This is a genomic window from Polaromonas naphthalenivorans CJ2, from assembly GCF_000015505.1.
Taxonomy (GTDB): domain Bacteria; phylum Pseudomonadota; class Gammaproteobacteria; order Burkholderiales; family Burkholderiaceae_C; genus Polaromonas; species Polaromonas naphthalenivorans.
Window position 1 is genome coordinate 2,605,307 of sequence record NC_008781.1, and the last position, 16,858, is coordinate 2,622,164.

Annotated in this window: 18 protein-coding genes; 2 read left to right on the plus strand and 16 right to left on the minus strand. The window is 57.5% G+C overall.

The window, feature by feature from the left end; all coding sequences use genetic code 11:
* Positions 1-318: 318 nt before the first annotated feature.
* The 4 genes from PNAP_RS12325 to istA form a co-directional block, all read right to left on the minus strand.
* Entirely contained in the window at positions 319-1,260 is a 942-nt protein-coding gene (locus PNAP_RS12325) for a proline dehydrogenase family protein (protein ID WP_034303931.1), read from the minus strand.
* A 22-nt stretch (positions 1,261-1,282) separates the two neighbouring features.
* A complete protein-coding gene (locus PNAP_RS12330) occupies positions 1,283-1,924 on the minus strand; it encodes a GntR family transcriptional regulator (RefSeq protein ID WP_011801849.1) in 642 nt (213 codons plus the stop codon).
* A gap of 323 nt (positions 1,925-2,247) precedes the next feature.
* On the minus strand, positions 2,248-3,057 hold the full coding sequence (istB, locus tag PNAP_RS12335; RefSeq protein ID WP_011801850.1) for an IS21-like element helper ATPase IstB: 810 nt from the start codon (positions 3,055-3,057) through the stop codon (positions 2,248-2,250).
* Positions 3,054-4,598 (minus strand): IS21 family transposase, encoded by a 1,545-nt coding sequence (gene istA, locus PNAP_RS12340; protein ID WP_011801851.1) that lies wholly within the window; start codon positions 4,596-4,598, stop codon positions 3,054-3,056. The genes istB and istA overlap by 4 nt, the downstream gene beginning before the upstream one ends.
* 244 nt (positions 4,599-4,842) lie before the next feature.
* Between istA and PNAP_RS12345 the strand changes: the two genes are divergently transcribed.
* Complete coding sequence (locus PNAP_RS12345) at positions 4,843-5,124, plus strand: hypothetical protein (RefSeq protein WP_034303868.1); 282 nt, start codon at positions 4,843-4,845, stop codon at positions 5,122-5,124.
* Positions 5,125-5,212: 88 nt separating this feature from the next.
* Here PNAP_RS12345 and PNAP_RS27650 read toward each other — a convergent pair whose 3' ends face one another.
* The 3 genes from PNAP_RS27650 to PNAP_RS12350 all read right to left on the minus strand — a co-directional run bounded on the left by PNAP_RS27650 (position 5,213) and on the right by PNAP_RS12350 (position 7,430).
* Positions 5,213-5,515 (minus strand): zinc ribbon domain-containing protein, encoded by a 303-nt coding sequence (locus PNAP_RS27650; RefSeq protein ID WP_011801853.1) that lies wholly within the window; start codon positions 5,513-5,515, stop codon positions 5,213-5,215.
* Positions 5,516-5,654: 139 nt separating this feature from the next.
* The gene (locus PNAP_RS25670) at positions 5,655-6,038 is read right to left on the minus strand and encodes a transposase (RefSeq protein WP_081769055.1); all 384 of its coding nucleotides are present in this window, start codon (positions 6,036-6,038) and stop codon (positions 5,655-5,657) included.
* Positions 6,039-6,395: 357 nt separating this feature from the next.
* On the minus strand, positions 6,396-7,430 hold the full coding sequence (locus tag PNAP_RS12350; protein ID WP_011801855.1) for an IS110 family RNA-guided transposase: 1,035 nt from the start codon (positions 7,428-7,430) through the stop codon (positions 6,396-6,398).
* 160 nt (positions 7,431-7,590) lie between these two features.
* On the opposite strand from PNAP_RS12350, the gene PNAP_RS12355 reads away from it, so the two are divergent.
* Positions 7,591-7,869: a hypothetical protein gene (locus PNAP_RS12355; RefSeq protein WP_011801856.1), complete on the plus strand. Its 279-nt coding sequence runs from the start codon at positions 7,591-7,593 to the stop codon at positions 7,867-7,869.
* A gap of 71 nt (positions 7,870-7,940) precedes the next feature.
* Here the strand turns inward: PNAP_RS12355 and PNAP_RS12360 are convergent, their stop codons facing one another.
* From PNAP_RS12360 to nagB, 9 genes are all read right to left on the minus strand, one after another.
* A complete protein-coding gene (locus tag PNAP_RS12360) occupies positions 7,941-8,810 on the minus strand; it encodes a fumarylacetoacetate hydrolase family protein (RefSeq protein ID WP_011801857.1) in 870 nt (289 codons plus the stop codon).
* Positions 8,811-9,081: 271 nt separating this feature from the next.
* On the minus strand, positions 9,082-10,086 hold the full coding sequence (locus PNAP_RS12365) for a cupin domain-containing protein (RefSeq protein WP_011801858.1): 1,005 nt from the start codon (positions 10,084-10,086) through the stop codon (positions 9,082-9,084).
* Positions 10,087-10,186: 100 nt separating this feature from the next.
* Positions 10,187-10,792 (minus strand): glutathione transferase GstA, encoded by a 606-nt coding sequence (gene gstA / locus PNAP_RS12370; RefSeq protein ID WP_011801859.1) that lies wholly within the window; start codon positions 10,790-10,792, stop codon positions 10,187-10,189.
* 205 nt (positions 10,793-10,997) lie between these two features.
* A complete protein-coding gene (locus tag PNAP_RS12375) occupies positions 10,998-11,651 on the minus strand; it encodes a 2-hydroxychromene-2-carboxylate isomerase (protein ID WP_197035028.1) in 654 nt (217 codons plus the stop codon).
* Between the two features lie 129 nt (positions 11,652-11,780).
* Entirely contained in the window at positions 11,781-12,818 is a 1,038-nt protein-coding gene (locus PNAP_RS12380) for a dihydrodipicolinate synthase family protein (protein ID WP_011801861.1), read from the minus strand.
* A 57-nt stretch (positions 12,819-12,875) separates the two neighbouring features.
* Positions 12,876-13,511 (minus strand): OmpW/AlkL family protein, encoded by a 636-nt coding sequence (locus PNAP_RS12385; RefSeq protein ID WP_011801862.1) that lies wholly within the window; start codon positions 13,509-13,511, stop codon positions 12,876-12,878.
* A 74-nt stretch (positions 13,512-13,585) separates the two neighbouring features.
* Entirely contained in the window at positions 13,586-14,494 is a 909-nt protein-coding gene (gene nahC, locus PNAP_RS12390; protein ID WP_011801863.1) for a 1,2-dihydroxynaphthalene dioxygenase, read from the minus strand.
* Between the two features lie 25 nt (positions 14,495-14,519).
* Entirely contained in the window at positions 14,520-15,971 is a 1,452-nt protein-coding gene (locus tag PNAP_RS12395) for an aldehyde dehydrogenase (RefSeq protein ID WP_011801864.1), read from the minus strand.
* Positions 15,972-16,019: 48 nt separating this feature from the next.
* On the minus strand, positions 16,020-16,799 hold the full coding sequence (gene nagB, locus PNAP_RS12400) for a 1,2-dihydroxy-1,2-dihydronaphthalene dehydrogenase NagB (RefSeq protein WP_011801865.1): 780 nt from the start codon (positions 16,797-16,799) through the stop codon (positions 16,020-16,022).
* Positions 16,800-16,858 lie beyond the last annotated feature (59 nt).

A 16,858-nucleotide genomic window follows, 5' to 3' on the forward strand; every position in this document is an offset into this window, starting at 1 on the left:
AAACCAGGGAGAAATTACCACGATCGCAGGCCAGCGGCAGTCACACCAAAAGACTGATAATTTAGCCGTCCTGCCTGGGGGAATTTGACTGGCCAAAGGTGGGGGAATTTGAAGTGGCCATCAGGGAACCAACTGCTGTTAGCGGCGGTCTAAAAGCGCGCAAATATGGCGGTTGAGCGCGGTTTTTCCATTAGCTGTCTGAAAGCTGGCGGCATTTGCCGAAACCTGGACTTGCAGGGTGAGCGACTGCTGACGGACGGTTCCGAATCGCTTGCAACTGATTCATGCGATGGAATGGATGAGCTGTGCTTTTTCCGGTTAGCCGGAAACGAGTGAGCGAGCAAGCAACATCCCATTGGCTGGGTTTTCTCCTATGCGACGCATCGCGTGCGGCCACCAGTCACTTCCGAACGGTGTGTACAGCCTGACACGTTCGCCATTGGAAGCTTGCAATTCAGCCAATTCGCTGTGAACTCCTAGAAGCATCTCGAATTCGTATTCGACCCCTTTGACCCAGCCTTGTTCTTTCGCACGCTGCGAAGCATAGTGCTGCAACTCGTCGTCATGGGTTGCAATGATAGGTTTGAAGCCTGTTGCCTTGGCATCCTTTGAAAACATCAAGTCAATAAGGTTGCGCGAATTACTCTTGACTTCGCGCCGAGTTGTGTAGGCAACATCAGCTCCGGCGGCAAAAGCCCCTTTCACCAGTCGTACCGTTGCACCAGAGGAAATCAGCGAATTCATATCATTGGCGCTTCGTTTCAGGTAGGCCTGCAAGGTGACGGCGACAGGCAATCCGGCTGCACGAATATCGTTGTGGAGGGCCAGTGTTGCATCAGTAACCCCTTGGTCTTCCATGTCCAGCATCAGCATATGGCTCCCCGCGTGACTTCGGCTCGCTAAAGCAATGGCCTCTGCAATGCGGAACGCGTTCTGCCTCGCTATTGCGGGATTGAGCTGATGTCCAATTTGAGTTGGGTCAACGGAGACATGAACGTCCAAACCTGCGTCACCAAGAGCCGTCGCTACAGCAATCTTGGCGGCAACATTCTGCGCAACCAGTTCCGGCGTATCAACATACTCCCCGAGATAGAACAGGGAGGCTCGGATTTGCTTGTTTCGCAACAGTTGGGTCGCACAGGCAACGCCTTCAACAACGTTGCTTCCTGCTACGTAGCGAGTCGCCAGTGCTGTTCCCGCACGAGATGACTGTGCCCATGCTTTTACCCGCTGCGAGCGAGCCAACTTAATCATCGTCATCTGCCATAGTCTTCTCACCGATTTACTCCTTATTGATGGATACGAGCGCCAGAATTTTTTGCTTTGCCAAGGTCAAATGCCGGTCTAGACAGGTGGCGGCCCTGTCGCCCTCTCGGCGCAGAAATGCATCTGCTATTTCGTGATGACTACCCTGGCAGTCTTGGTGGTAGCTGCGGAAGTCAAGTGTGGAGCCATAAAAGCGAGCGAGTTGCTGCCCCATCTTGTCAACAATCACCTGCTGACGTGGTTGCTTTGCAGGTTGATACATGGCGGCATGGAACTCACGGTCAAGTTTGGCGAACTGAGTGCCCGAAGTAGCTGTATCCAATTGGCTCAGAATCTTCTGAACTTCCCTTTGGTCTATGGAAGTAGCCAGCATCGTTGCTCGGCGTATCAAATCGCACTCAAGCATCCGCCGGATGTTGAAGATTTCTTCAATGTCCTCGACGGTCAATACAGTCACTATCGCCGTGCGGTTCGCCAAAAACGTAATGAGGCCATCAGCCTCTAGAGCTTTGAGTGCATCACGAATGGGAACTCTTGACACCTTAAATCGGAAAGCCAACTCATCTTGCAGAAGTGGGGAGCCAGGCATCAGCGTCCCCCGAGCTATGGCGTTGCGCAGGTTCCGAACGATGGTCGTCTCTGCGTTAAGTGCTTTCATTAGGCTTTGGGATTGTTGAATTCATTTTTTAAGTATACATAAATTCAATCATCAAAGGCAGTCTGTTGCTGTCAGTGAACCACCCTAAAACGGCACGTCCTCCTGGCCAAGGTTAGACGGAACGGCTGACATTGTGACTACGCGGTCCCGACGCAGTTCCTGCTGAATCTGGCTCCCGTAGCTAAGCCAAATCCACTCTCGGATTTCGTCCAGCACCTCCAATACCGCAGAGGCCTGTGCCGGCGTCCATTTCGTTGGCCGTGCAAACCGGGCGGTACCTTGGCCGGTCTCGGGTGGGCGCTTCACCCCTGCACCACGGCGCGTCATACCTTCTTCCCTTTGCGGGGCGCGGCAGCACGCGCCGCAGCCTTTTGCTCGGCGCGCGCCATGGCTTCCTTCAGTCGGTACGACTCGCCCTCAATGGGCACAATCTCGCAACGGTGCACCAGCCGGTCAATCAGCGACACCACGCAGGCCGCATTGGGAAACACCTCGTGCCATTCCTTGAACGCCCGGTTGGTGGTGAAAACCGTGCTCTTTTGCTCATAGCGCCTGCTGATGAGTTCAAACAACAAATCGGCGTGTCGGTTGGAGTACGACAAGTACCCGACCTCGTCCACCAGCAACAAGTCCGGTGCCGCGTAATGCTTGAGCCGACGGCGCAGTGCCGAATCACTGTCCAGCGCTGCCAGGTCACCGAGCAATTGCCCGGCGGTGATGAACAGCACCGTGTGCCCCTGAATCAAGGCTTGATGGCCCAGGTTGCAGGCCAGCATGGACTTGCCCACTCCGTTGGGGCCCACCAGCATGACGTTGCTGGCGTCGGTCATGAAGGACAGGGTCATGAGTTCCTGGATGGCCTGGCGGTCACAGCGCGTTGGCCAGTCCCATTCAAAATCGGCCAGTGGCTTGAACTTGCCAATGTGCGCCGAGCGCAACCGGCGCTCCAGACTGCGCTGGTCGCGTTCCGTCTCTTCCCATCCCAGCAGTTCGGTGACCCAAGCCAGACGCGCCGAATCACAGACCACCTGGTCCCAGCGGGCCAGCAGTCCGCTCAGTCGCAAGGCGTGGGCGCGCGCCTGAAGTTGCGCCATATTGCCCATGTCGCTGATTGCCGTTGGGGTGTTCGTCATTGGGTGTCCTCGTCGGTTTCTGTGGAATGGCCATCGCTGGATTGGTCGGTCTGCTGGGCATGTGCCTGCAATTCGTCATAGGCGTCCAGCCGGTGCGGCTTGACCGTCACGTCCATGCGTTTCGCACGCTCGGAGAGCTGGGGCACCACCAGCGGACTGTCCCGGCGTTCTTGGCGCGCACGCTCAAGGGCCAGACGCACCGCGTTGTGATGCGGAACATCCCGGCGCAGGGCTTCGAGCACGGCCTCTTGCATGGCCTGCGCCCCGTAATGGTCCAGCATCTGGCCCAACACCCGCGTCATGGAAGCCAGGTGGTGGCCTTTGGTCGCAGCACGGGCCAGGAAGTCCGCCATGGCCGGTATGGCCTGGGTCAGTTGGCTGACTCCCCTGTGCTGGCGGGCACCGCGTTTGCGCTCGATTAGCTCGTCCACATGGGCCGTAATCTCAACCTGCTCACCCTTGTCATAGCTGCGCACATGCTCGGCCAGGACGGTGACGCCATCGAGCACGCGCACCCGTTCTGCATTGGCCAGCACCGTCACAGTGCGTCGGACATGGGTGTGCGGGATGGAATAGTCATTGAGGTCAAACCGGACGTAGGGTGTCTTTGCGACCTTCACCTCAACACGCGCATCCACCGGGTAGGCATCCATTGGCAGGGCCATCAGGCTGGGCGACTCTGTCTCAAAGGCCTGACGCACGGTTAGCTGCTCACCTTCAGGCCAAGGCCTGCTAAATGCGGGCCCATCCGTCCAGGCTTTGGCTTGGGCATTGAGGTCGGCCACATCCGTATAGACACGGGCGGCAAAGAAGTTGTCGCGGATGTAGCGGATAGAGCGTTCAACCCGGCCCTTCTCATTGCCGCGCGCCACAGCCACCGGGCGTGGCTCGAAGCGGTAATGGGCGGCAAAGGCCAGGTAATCCGGGTTGAACCGAATGGCGTTGCCCAGTCGTTCCAGCACGGCGCTCTTGAGGTTGTCCGAGAGAATGACGCGGGGAACTCCACCCCATGCCTCGAACGCAAGAACGTGACCACGCAGGAAGTTGTCCATCTGGGCATTCAGGCTGAAGTGCAAAAAGATGCGCCTGGAATACGACAGCACCATCACGAATGCCATCAGGGGACGCTTGGCCCGGCCGACCACCACATGGCCCATATGAGCCCAATCCACCTGGGCTTGTTCAGCGGGAAGTGTTCGAAGTCGCAAGTAGGCCTCGGCCGCCGGCCGGGCGCGCAGGGGTGCCACCAGATGGCGGAAATGCGAGCTACCGCCGCCATAGCCACGCTCTTGGACCATGGCGTACAGGCGACTGGCCGCCAAGGTCGGGAACTTGGCCAGAGTTTCCTTGATGAAGGGCACGAACGGGTCAATCAATCGTGGCGGTGCTGACGGTAGCGCACGCAACACGCTGGAGATGGCCAATACCCGCCGAACTGTGTCACGGTGAAGCCGCAATTGACGCGCGATTGTGCCGACACGCCAGTGCTCAGCAAGGTACAGGCGCAGAATCTGTGCGCGAAGTTCAGAGGTAACGACCATCACGCCACCAACGGCTGTGGCGCAGAAAGCCCTGGCGCACCAGCGCCGGACACGGTGACTGGCACCAATGGCAGCGCCAGACCGGTGCCGGCATGCCGGTGCGGGTATTGGCGGTGGCGCAGAGCGCAATGGACTCCGAGGCTATAGGGCTGCATGGCTGTTTGGGCTGTGAATCGGGCGGGATTGCCGGGGGTGATTCGTTGCCTGGCAGTACAGCATCGACAGGGGTGGCAAGGGAACGGTGATGCGTCACTATCTTTGCTGCGGCAGCCCGTCGTATGCGCCATTGGTGCATGCGCTGTGCGTGCTTGTGGCGCCCGGCGCGACTCTGCTGATAGCGCTTGCCGGCCTCGCGTTGCAGGTTCAATCGGGTGATGTCCGCGCACCCTGTGGCGCAGTAGCGCTGGCCACGGTCACATTGGCTGCACACCAGGACTTGCGCCTGGCAGCGTGCGCACAGGAAAAGCCTGCCGGTCTGTTCGTGCAAGACACCTCCGGCAGCACTCCAGTAATGACCGGATTATGAAACCCGCCCATCCTGGTGGCCCTCGGGCCACCAGGATGGAATCAGAGGAGAGGCAGAAAGAACCGAAGGCAAAGAAATCAAACCGCGCTCAAAAGCCAGAAAACCGCGCTTCCGGACAGCCATTCACAACTGCTGCTGGATCGCAGCGTTTCTCCAATTCCTTTTGCACAGCGAGTGCCACCCCTAATGTGAGTGGAGTAACAGCCTGCACCAACAGTTTGCCAACCGCAGCATCGAGCTCACCGCCGACGATGAGTTGGCATATCGGTTCAGCATGCGCAATGCCACCGCGCTGACACACATAGTCCGGCACGCGACGCGTGCCGTGCAGGTGATAGCGCACCGTCATACGATCGCCGCACTTTGCGCACATCACAAGCCCTTGCAACAAAGCAGGTCCTTCTCGGGCGGGACCTCGATCGCGCCCGGTAGCAGGGGCCTGCGCGTTGTCGCTCAGAATCTTGAGATTCTGCTCGTACTCATCCCATGTGATGTATCCCGCATGGGAATCGCGAATTAGTGCGATCCACTCATCTGTTGGCAGTTGTTGGTGGCGGTGTGAGCCAGGTGAGGGTCATCGAGACGGCACCTTTGCGAAGTTCGACCTTGATGTCAAAGACAGCGGACTCATGCCGGGTGGTGGGCAGCTTTAAAGGGATGAATGCGGGAACAGGTGAAGTGGGGACAGCGACACCCAACGGATCTTGTCCGCCAAGTCGGTGGCGCCCATCCAGCGCATGTTCCTTGAGCCAGCGGTGCAGCACGTTGGCGTTCATGCCGTGTTGCAAGGCTATCGCTGCGATTGACGCGCCAGGTTGTTGACTGGCTGCAACCAATTCGGCCTTGAATTGACGCGTGTAGGTGCGGTGGGTCTGCGGTCTCGAACATCTCGCAAGGTCTGTCTCTTTGGGCATGGTGTGCACGGTGGGTTACGTGCACACGATCTTGCGAGATGACAGGGTTCAACTCAAGATGGGTTCACTGGGCGTACATGGACGCTCCCGGTTTGCCAAGCTTTCGATTCATGACAACTCGAAGGTAAAGATTGCACCCGTACATTCGGACTTTTGGTGTGACTTTGGGTCACTGTCCCTGATGGGATTCGCTGGTTGACGCCTCGATCGCTTACACGCACTCTGGGTGCCCCGTCCGGCACGGGCTTTGTCAACCACGGTCTGACCTATCTTGCCATCACTTCATGATCGCCTGAGCAATCGGTGGTTTATTGCTCCCTGCTTTGTTCTTTTCGACTTTGCGCACAACCGATCAGACTATAGGGCCGCTTTGGCGGCCATGTAGTCTGATCGGAACTCTCGATCGTGGACCAACAATGCCCATACGATGCGCGCATTCTTGTTGGCCAGCGCGACGGCTGCCACATTTTTGTTTCGTCGATTAACCACTCCGTTAATCCAACTGCAGGCGTCAGGCTTCTGCTGCGCCCGGTAAATCACGGAGCGCGCCCCGTGAATCAGCAAGGTTCTGAGATAGGTGTCGCCACGTTTACTAATACTCAATAGGTTCTGTTTGCCGCCACTGGAATGCTGCTTGGGCACCAGGCCCAGCCATGCGGCGACCTGACGGCCACCCTCAAAGTTCTTCGCATCCCCCAGTGAAGCCACCAGCGCGCTGGCAGTAATGGGGCCAATGCCAGGGACTTGTGCCAGTTTGCTACTGGCTTCACTTTGTCGATGCCATTTCACAATCTGCGACTCCAGGTCATCGACCTGACGGTCGAGCTCCTTCAAATGATCCAGCAGTCGCTGTACGAGTATTCGAAATGAGCCCGGCAATTCGTTGCTGGCGTTTTCTATGAGTTCAGGCACACGGTTTTCGATGTAGCCAATTCCCTGTGGAATGATCAGACCAAACTCAGACAACAAGCCGCGGATCTGGTTGGCCTGTGCCGTGCGTGCCTTCACAAAGCCTTGGCGCACGCGATGCAACGCCAATACGCTTTGCTGTTCGACATTTTTGATTGGCACAAAGCGCATATTGGGCCGATTTACCGCTTCGCAGATTGCCTCGGCATCTGCAGCGTCGTTCTTGTTGGTCTTAACGTACGGTTTGACGAATTGAGGCGCCATTAATTTGACGGTGTGCCCAAAACTTTGGAGCTTGCGAGCCCAGTGGTGTGCACTGCCGCAGGCTTCCATGCCAATAAGGCAAGCTGGCAGATTCACGAAGAACTCGGCCATCTGGTCGCGCCGGATTTGCTTCTTGATGACGGGCTTGCCAAACTCATTGACTCCGTGCAGTTGAAACAAATTCTTAGCCAGATCGATGCCTACTGTTGTAACCTTCATATCGGACGCTCCTGTCTGTTTAAGTGGTTGATTCGCATCTCCACTTTGGCACATTACGATGCCGTTTAGGTGGGAGCGTCCATCCCATTGCTTACGTTGCGACTGCAGGTCCGCTCGGCGTTTCGGATGAAAGCGCTCAACGTATGTTTGGAGGTCAATAATGATCGGAACACAACCCGTAGGCGCCATCAGTGGCGTCGTTATCAGCGCGGTGTCCCACGAAGGTCTCATCGTTACCGTAGACGGCAAACCAGCCAAACTGGCCATCCTGACCGATGACGGCCGCGTGATTGCGATGGGTGACCAAGTGGCCAAGGAGGCTGAAGCCGTCGCTCTCAACAGCTACCGCAACTTCCTCAAGGGCCAAGGTTACCTGCGTGTGAACAGCGCCCCGATTACGGCTTCCAGTGCAATGCCTGTCGGCATCAAACGTCGCTGAGTTTGACCGGTCATAACTGGGGCAGTTTGGGGTGGGCATCGGGGCGCAAGCAGGCGGCAGGTCCAGTATGTTCATGTGACTCTCCTGGCGTTGCGGACTGCGACGTTCATGCGGCCAATGCCTGCGATCTCGACGGTGATCTCGTCGCCGTTCACCACCGGCCCAACGCCTTCGGGGGTGCCGGTGAACAGCAAATCGCCCGGTTGCAACGTGTAGTAGGACGAGGCCATTTCGATCAACGCAGGGATGTCCAGCACGAGATCGCGCGTGTTCGCCTTCTGGCGCCGCTCGCCGTTGACGGTGAGCCAGAAATCGAGCGCCTGCGGGTCGTCAATCTCGTCAGCAGTGACGAGCCAAGGCCCCACCACGGAATACGTGTCAATGGATTTGCGCAGACTGCGCTCCTGCGGGCCGCGAACTGTCATGTCCAGGCCGATCGTATAGGCCGAAATGTGATCGAACGCGCGCTCGCGCGGGATGTTTCGTCCGGTTTTGCCAATTACAGCGACAAGTTCGGCCTCGTGGTCGTTTCGGCGATCAGGATGCTGGATCTCGACGCCGTGACTCGGTCCCACAACGGAGCTTGTCGCCTTGAGGAAAAGTCCGATCTTCTCGATTTCAGCGACCTGGTTATTGTGGTGGATCTCGACCTGCTCGCGGGCTTCTTGGAGATGCTTTTTGTAGTTGACGGGCGCCGCGATGACTTTACCGGGATTCGCAACCGGAGCCAGCAGCCGGCGTCCCGCGAGCGGCAGCGTGGGCGACGACGGGGCGATACGGCGAATTGCTTCGAGTACCTCTGGCAAGAGTGCGATCAGGGGGTCGAAAATGGGCAGTGGATAGCGGTGATTTGGCAGAACGTCGAGCGCGGCGGTGACGTCGCGCACCGTCTCTCCGTCTACCAAGCCCAGGCGGTCGTTGTCGAAGCGGCAAATCTTCATAGGAGGTGTCAATGTTGCGATTCGGGAATGCACATCGAGAGACCTTCGATTTCAGGGCAAACGATGAGACGGCAGCTCATGCGGCTGGTGGGCTTGACCATGACCGCAAAATTGAGCATCTTGATTTCGAGTTCCGACTTGGCCAGCAGACGGTCGGTCCACGCCGCGTCAACGCAGACGTGACACGTTGCACAGCCGCAAGCGCAGGGACTGGACGGCGGGGGGGGGGGTGAACAGATATTGGGTCATGCTGGTTTCCAAGGGGGAGGGTTCAGGCGCGGACTTCGTACACGCCCAGCTTACGGTGCAGCGGCGACTCGTCGGCCAAGAAGAGGAAGGCCGGCTGGTCGGCTGAGAGGTTCTTCAGCGTCACCTCGGTGTAGCCGGGGGCACAGCAGGTATCGGCCTCGGCCAGGGTGAAGGTCTGGCCGACACCGTCCACGGTGATTTGCGCGCGGCCTTCGATCTGGTGGAACACCTGGGCCGGCGAGCGCGTGGGCAGACGCAGGCTCTGACCCGGCTTGAGCATCAGGGCGTAGAAGCCCAGGATGTTCTCGGCGTCCTCGCCGGTTTCGGGGTTGACGTAGGTGACCTGCACGCACTCCAGATACGGCTGGTCGCTGGCCAGGGACAGCAGGGCGGCTCGCGTGTCGACCCATGGGTAGCGCAGCATGGGGTAACGCTTGTCGCTGCGCTGGAACACGGGGGTGGGCACCACGCCGGCGCGGGTCCAGGCGCGGTCGCCCCGGCCTGGCTTGACGGCCTGGCGCTTGCCGTTGAGGTGGTAGCTGGCCTCCATGTAGTACAGCAGCGGCAGGTCCAGCACGTCAAGCCAGACCACGGGTTCGGTGCCGTCGTGGCCATGCTCGTGCCACAGGCCGGTGGGCGTGAGGATGAGGTCACCCCGGCTCATGGGGCACTTCTCGCCGTCCACGGTGGTGTAGGCGCCCTCGCCCTCGACGATCATGCGCACTGCGTTGGGCGTGTGGCGGTGGCTGGGCGCCCACTCGCCGGGCAGCAGCAGCAGCATGCCCAGGTACATAGCGGCGCTGGCCTGCATCTTCTCTAGGCCGTGGCCGGGGTTGGCCAGCACCAGCACGCGGCGCTCGGCCTTCTCGATCGGGGTCAGCTCGCCAGCTTGCAACAGCAGCGGCTTGAGGGTCTGGTAGGACCAGGAGGTGGGCCGGGTCTGCCGCGTGGGCACTTTCGGCGGCAGCACCGCGCGCAGGCTGGGCCACAGCGGCACCATGGTGTCGCGCTCCTTTTTATCAAGCATATAGATAGGGGGAAACCGCTATTCTTATCGTCTCGATAGGACAAAAGTAGGTAGTCGGCCGTGATTTATTCGGATTCATGCAACTATTCTGCTGAAAAAATCAGATCAAACCTTCTGCCGCCAATGTTGCCCGGACCGCTGGGCGTTCAGCCACGCGGTTGAGGTAGGCTTGCAGGCCAGGCCAAGGCGAAAGGTCCAGATTCACGTAAGTCCCCCAGCCAAGCACAGTAAACAGGTAGGCGTCTGCCACGGAAAAATCCTCGCCCATGGCCCAAACTTTATCACCGAGCATCCGCTCGGCATGTCCAAGCCGGCTTTCCAATTGGGTCTTGATGACTGGCTTGGCATCCTGTGGAAACACCGGGCTGAACAATGCCCCGAAACTTTTGTGCAATTCGGTGGAGATGAAATTCAGCCATTCCATCAGTCGGTAGCGCTCCAGCGAGCCTGCTGGCGGTGCCAAGCATTTTTCTGGCACACGGTCAGCGAGGTATTGCACGATCGCCGGCCCTTCGGTGAGCACCTGCCCATCGTCCATTTGCAGAGCGGGGACACTGCCCAAGGGATTGACGGTCTTGTAATCAACACCCGTCTCAGTCACTTTGGTGCCGAGATCAACCTTTTCTAGCTGGAAGTCAAATCCACCTTCACGAAGGATGATGTGGGGCGACAACGAGCATGCGCCGGGACTGTAATAAAGCTTCATGAGACTCCTTAAAATCAAGATGTGGTTGAGAAATCAAGTAATTTGAAAAGAAATTCCATTCTGATCTGCGACTGTTGGCTCATGTCTTGATGAAGGCGGCATGAATGCTTCGCACCGAAGCAGGCGCCAATCGCCACGGTTAAAAATTAATTCCACGAGTTCACCAACCAAGGCCCATGCCTGGGAAAGATCGATGCAGGGGGGTTCATGGCTGCCTCTCCTTTTGCAACCCGCTCTCAAGCATGAAAAGACGGTCATTCCCCCACCACATTTGATCATCCCAAAATACGGTCGGAACCCCGAAGACTTTTCGGTCAATGGCCGCCTGCGTCTCCTCGTCGTATGCCTTGGCGGCATTTTCGCTGCACAAAAACGTTTCAAAGTCACCGCGATCCCAGTTCAGCTTGTCGCATACCTGAGCCAGCAAGCTATCTGCATCCAATGCCCACCCTTTTCCCCAAGCCGAATCGAAAACGAAGCGAACATATTCAGCGGCTCGTTCCCTGGCAGCCGGGTAATACAGCCCGGCGTTCATCCGGCTGCTGTTGAAGTTGGGGGGAAAGACCAGCGGAATCTCGTAGAGATCGGCCCATCGCTGCAAATCCACCTTCAAATAGTCAAGTTTTGTCTTCAGATCCCGATTGGACGGCCCGATGTTGCCAATGGCCGTCTTTGCTCGCGCCAAATCAATGGCGTGATACTGGATGGGGAATCCATAACGCCCCGCTAGCACCGACAAACGGTGGTTTGCCAGGTACGAAAAGGGGCTCAAAAAATCGAAATAAAAATCAACCATCATGCTCAGGCTCTCCCAAAAAAAGACGGCAGAAATGTGGAGCTGCTTCAGGGCAAGCGCCACATCCCGCGCTCTTGGCGCTTTTACGCCGTACTCGCATATTTGATACTCGCCGATTCCTCCAATCCAGAGGACGCCCAGATCAGCCAGCTTTGCTGATCGGAGATATCTGACTCAGGACCTGGCCTCGCCTCACTTCTTTTTCGAGCCGGTTGCCGTTTTGGTTTTCTTCAATTCCTCGGCGTACTTGGTATGCAGTGCGGCCCAGGCGTTGCCTGATTTTCGAGCACCTGCAAGGTATTCATCTGGTACCAGCGTATAGGGTGGCCGGCACGGCCCCGCTTTGAGCCAACCCGCCTCGTCCATTCGTGCTTTTTCGAGACCAATGTTGTATTTCGAGAATTCCGAGAAATCGCCGCGTGGAAACAGTGTGGCGTCGGCAGCGCGCATGTCATCTGAAATGGCCTTGGCCTTGGTCCAGTCACCGGTCGTCTTGGCCTGTGTCACCGCATCACGAAGCATGAGGGCAGTCGCTGGACCGCACATGGAGCCGCTGGACCAGAAGGCGGTCATGCGCTCAGGATTGATTCGGGCCGCAGCGTAATAGTCATCCTCATGCGGAAGGAAGCGAATATTTGGAGCCAATTTCAGATCCAAGTCCAGCATTCCGATGCCCAAGTACTTGGCTGTAACAACTTGCGGGATTTTGGACATTTCGGCCCAAAACGGGCGAGGAAAATCAAATTTGAAAGCCTCCGGGTTGGCATAAACAGCGATGGCAGCATCTGGCACCGCTTCCGCCACATCGCGATAAAACTGCACGGCGGTGGGCAGATCCATCTTCACCCACATCGGCACGCCGAGCATGGTTCCTTGGGCACCAATGTCCATCACTTCGCGGGTCTGGCGTATAACTTCACGGGTATTCAAGGCTGTTGTGCCGCAGAAGTAGGGCACTCGACCACGGGCGGTTTCGACGACCGTTGAAACAAAATCCCGCTTCTCTTCCCACGTCAGCGTCGCGCATTCACCAAAAGTGCCGTGGCTTAGAATGCCATTGACCCCGGCCGCTATCAACTCCTCGACGATCCGGGCCGTCTCGTCGAGATCAACCGTGTGCGTGCTGCGCCAGTCCGAAGCATCCGGAGTGGAGGGGGTCGGCATAATGACCCATGCGCCTTGAATATCCTCTGCAGTCAGGCGCGTCGCTTTGCTGGTCTTTCTTGTCATTCAAATATCCTTTAAAAATGGTGGTGTAAATAGAACTTGGGAATCAAAGTGGGCCGATCAAAATCTCCGACCAATCGCAATCGAGGTCAACAACGGATTCAATGTTACGCGGGCCGTGGCGACTTGCGGGCCAAGAAACCCAGATGCATCTGTTTTCAAATAAAGTTTGCGGAGATCAAAGCTGACAAACCAGTCGCGGTTGATGTCGGCTTCCGCGCCGATGTGGAGCACAGGTGCCCAAGCATGATCTGCATCGAATGAGGTCAGATTGGCGTCTTCGCTTTTTAAAATTCGGGTGTAGTTGATCCCCGCCCCCACGTAAGGGCGAATCCCCCCCATCTGAGGCAGGTTGTAGGTCACCGACAAAACCGCAGGGGCGTATTGAATGCGGCCCAACAAAATGGGGGGCAGCGTTCCTGCGCCCGTCACTTTTGTGGTGGGAGGAATGCCAACGATCAACCGCGCGTTCCAGCTGTCGTTGATGACATAGCCGAAATCAAACGTCAAAGCGTTGTTGTCGCTGGCGTCGGCACTGCCTCCCGGCACTCTCCCTCCATTCATAGAGACTTCGGCGCTCGCATCGAAGGCCACGTTGGTGGCACCGATGCGGTAGGACCAGCGGGAATCCTCGGCATATGCATGGCTGAGCATCAGCATCCCAACCGCGGCGAGGGAAATGGCTTTTTTGATCATCATTGTCTCCTTATGTTTATATAAAACTGCATGCAACAAAAATAGATGCGACCGATTGCGCATCTATTGCATGGTTAGCTCAGCTTGACGTCCAAACCATATCCTGTGGCCTCGATAGCATGGCCGAAGATGTCGCCGACGTAATATTCCGATTCGGCCATGGAGGGAGCCCCTCGCCACCCAGGTTCGATCAGCCAGCCGGAAGGTGTTGCACCATAGAACGTCAGCGCCTTGTCGTTGGCATGAATACCCAGTTGCAATGCGATGTCAATCTTGTTCTTCATGAAAAGCTGGTGCGTATAACCCAGATCTTCCAGATGGGTGTATTCAATCATCAGATGATTGATGCGCTTGGCCGCAGGCATTGCGCCGAACGCGATGGAGTGATCGCGAGCGTTGCAATGCATGAAAGTCAGTTCAGCGGTCATGCCGTTGGGCAGGGGCAGGCGGTACTCGACATCCCCACGGAAGCCCAGCAGGCTGTAGAACTTGCGCGCCGCTTCCACGTCGCTCTGACGCACTATGCAGTGGCCCAGGCCTTGGTCAGCAGTCAAGAACTTGCCGTGCAAGGGGCGACCGGGGTGGAAAGGGTTGTTCAGGTCTATCCGGGGTCCCCAGAAAATCTCGGTCGGGTTGCCACCCGGATCTTCCGTCTTCATCAGGCCCAGCACCATGCGTTCCTGTGCTTCGGCTTTGTCGCACACGTGGACTTTGTAGCCTGCGTCCTGGAGCTTTTGGCCCAATGCATCGAATTCCGGTTGACCGGAGACACGCCAACCCAAGTATTCAAGGTCATCTTGACCATTGTGATGGACCACGATTCTGTGGTGCCAATTGTCCATTCGCAGATAGAAGCGGTCCTTGTCACCTTCATCGAGGACTTGAAGCCCCAGCATGTTCGCGGCAAAGGATTTCCACGCTGCGGGATCCTTGACCGAAATGCCCATGTATCCTAGTTCAATGACTGCTGCTTGCTTGCTCATGGTTTAACTCCTTTGTTGCTTCGGCTTAGAAGGGATACTGCTGTTCGAACGGTTCAATGGTTAGCCATTTGAGCTCCGTGAACTCGTCGATCACCGCGCGTCCATCGAAGCGGCCATAACCGGTGGCCTTTGTGCCGCCATAAGGCGCCTGCGCCTCGTTCTGCACGGTAGACCCGTTGATATGGACCGAGCCGTATTCGATCGCCATACCCACGCGCAGGGCCCGGTTGACGTCCCGGCCAAACACGCCCGATGACAGGCCATAGACGCTGTCATTGGCAATGCGGATGGCGTCTGCTTCGCCCTTGCAACGGATAACCACGGTGATGGGACCGAAGGTTTCCTCATCGTAGATCTGCATGTCGGCTGTCACGTGGTCCAGGATCGTGGCGGGCATGACCGCACCCTCGGCCATACCACCGCACACGACCTTGGCACCCTTGTCGATGGCATCTTTCAACAGGCCATTGATCCGGTCCCCCGAGTTGGACGACACCATCGGACCAATGACGCAGTCCCCGGTCACGCACGGATCGCCTGCACTCAACTTCTTGGTTTTCTCGACGAACTTCGCGACAAATTCGTCCGCGATCTTCTCGTCGACCACCAGGCGTTCGGTGGACATGCAGATCTGGCCTTGGAACAGGAAACTGCCAAACACCGCTGCCTTGACCGCCGCGTCGATGTCCGCGTCGTCCAGAACGATCAGCGGGGACTTGCCACCCAACTCCAGCAAGCAGCGCTTGAGATGTTGGGCCGCTTTCTGGGCGATGATGCGCCCCACGCGAGTGGAGCCCGTAAAGTTGATGCGACGAATCTCTTTAGACGAAATCAGCGCATCGGCGATATCGGGCGAGCGGTCCGGGGACGAGTTCAGATAATTGAGCACGCCAGCGGGCAGGCCGGCCTCCTGTACGCACTTCGCGATCAACGCGTGCGTGCCGGGGCTGAACTCGGAGCCTTTGAACACCACGGTATTGCCGCAGACCAACGGATACGCGATGGCCCGCGCCGCGAGCGCTGCGGTGCCGTTCCATGGCACGATACTCAAGATGGGGCCGACCGGTTGACGCAGCGTCATCGACAGGGTGTCAGCCTTGTCCGTCGGAATGGTTTCACCTTGTATTTGCGTGGCCAGTGAGGCGGCTTCCCGGAACACATTGGCCGACAGGTGCACGTTGAACCCCGCCCATAGCGCGGAGGCGCCCACTTCCTTGGCCATCACTTTAATGAACTCGGGCGTTTTGCTCTCCATGACCTCTGCCACCTTCAAGAGAAGGCGCCTCCGCTCCGAAGGCCCAACGGCCTTCCAGGACTTGAACGCCTCTTGGGCGGATTGAGCCGCCTTGCCCGCATCGGCCACCGTCGCATTCGCGCATTGGGTCATGGTCTCGCCACTGACAGGGTGCTTCCGATCAAAGTATTTTTTGTCACCTGAATCGATCCAGGCGTCGTTGATAAACAATTTCGTCTTCATGGGGTGTCTCCTGAGAACGGGGTTGATAAATTTGCTTCAGTTAAAAATTCACTTGCGGCCGAGCGCCATGCCGCCATCAATGCTGATCACCGTGCCAGTGATGAACTTCCCTTGTTCTCGGGAGGCCAGCAAAAGGTACGGTGCCACCACGTCCTCGGGCCTTGCCGCGAACCCCAGGGGAGTCAGGCCTTTGATCATGTCATCGATGCCGGGAATGTCTTTCATTTTGGTTTTGTCGAAGCCAGCGCTTGCCGGGCCAGCCAAAGAAGTGACCGTGCCACCTGGCGCAACGCCATTGACCCGGATGTGCGGAGCCAATTCGTAGGCCAAAGCCTTGACCATGCCCAGCACCGCATGTTTGCTGGCAATGTAGCAAGAACCGCCGCCACCGACCGCATAGGAAGAAACGGAAGCCGTCACCACCACCGATCCGTTCGTCTTTTTGAGCTCCGGCAAGGCCGCGCTGATGCCGCTGAAATAGCTTTTGACGTTGATGTCAAATATCTCGTCGAAACTGCCCGAGAATTTCTCCCAAGGCTCATCGATGCTCAGCATGTAATCCCATATCCCGGCATTTCCGATGAAGCAATCCAGGCGCCCGAACTTGGCAACCGTCTGTTTAACCAGCTTCTCATTGGTGGCGTGATCACGGACATCGCCCGCCACGATCTCAATGTCGTCTTTGAATTCACTGCGAAGACCCGCCTCTTGCTCCTCGTTGCGAACGAGTGCAGATACGCGATAACCGGCTGCCTTAAAAGAGCGAACCAACTCGAAACCAATGCCCGAGCCGGCGCCAGTGATGGCAACAACTTGCTGTGTGTTCATGTCAATAAATTTCCGTTAAAAATAATCACGAATGCCCGCCATCCAGGCAGGCATCCCCA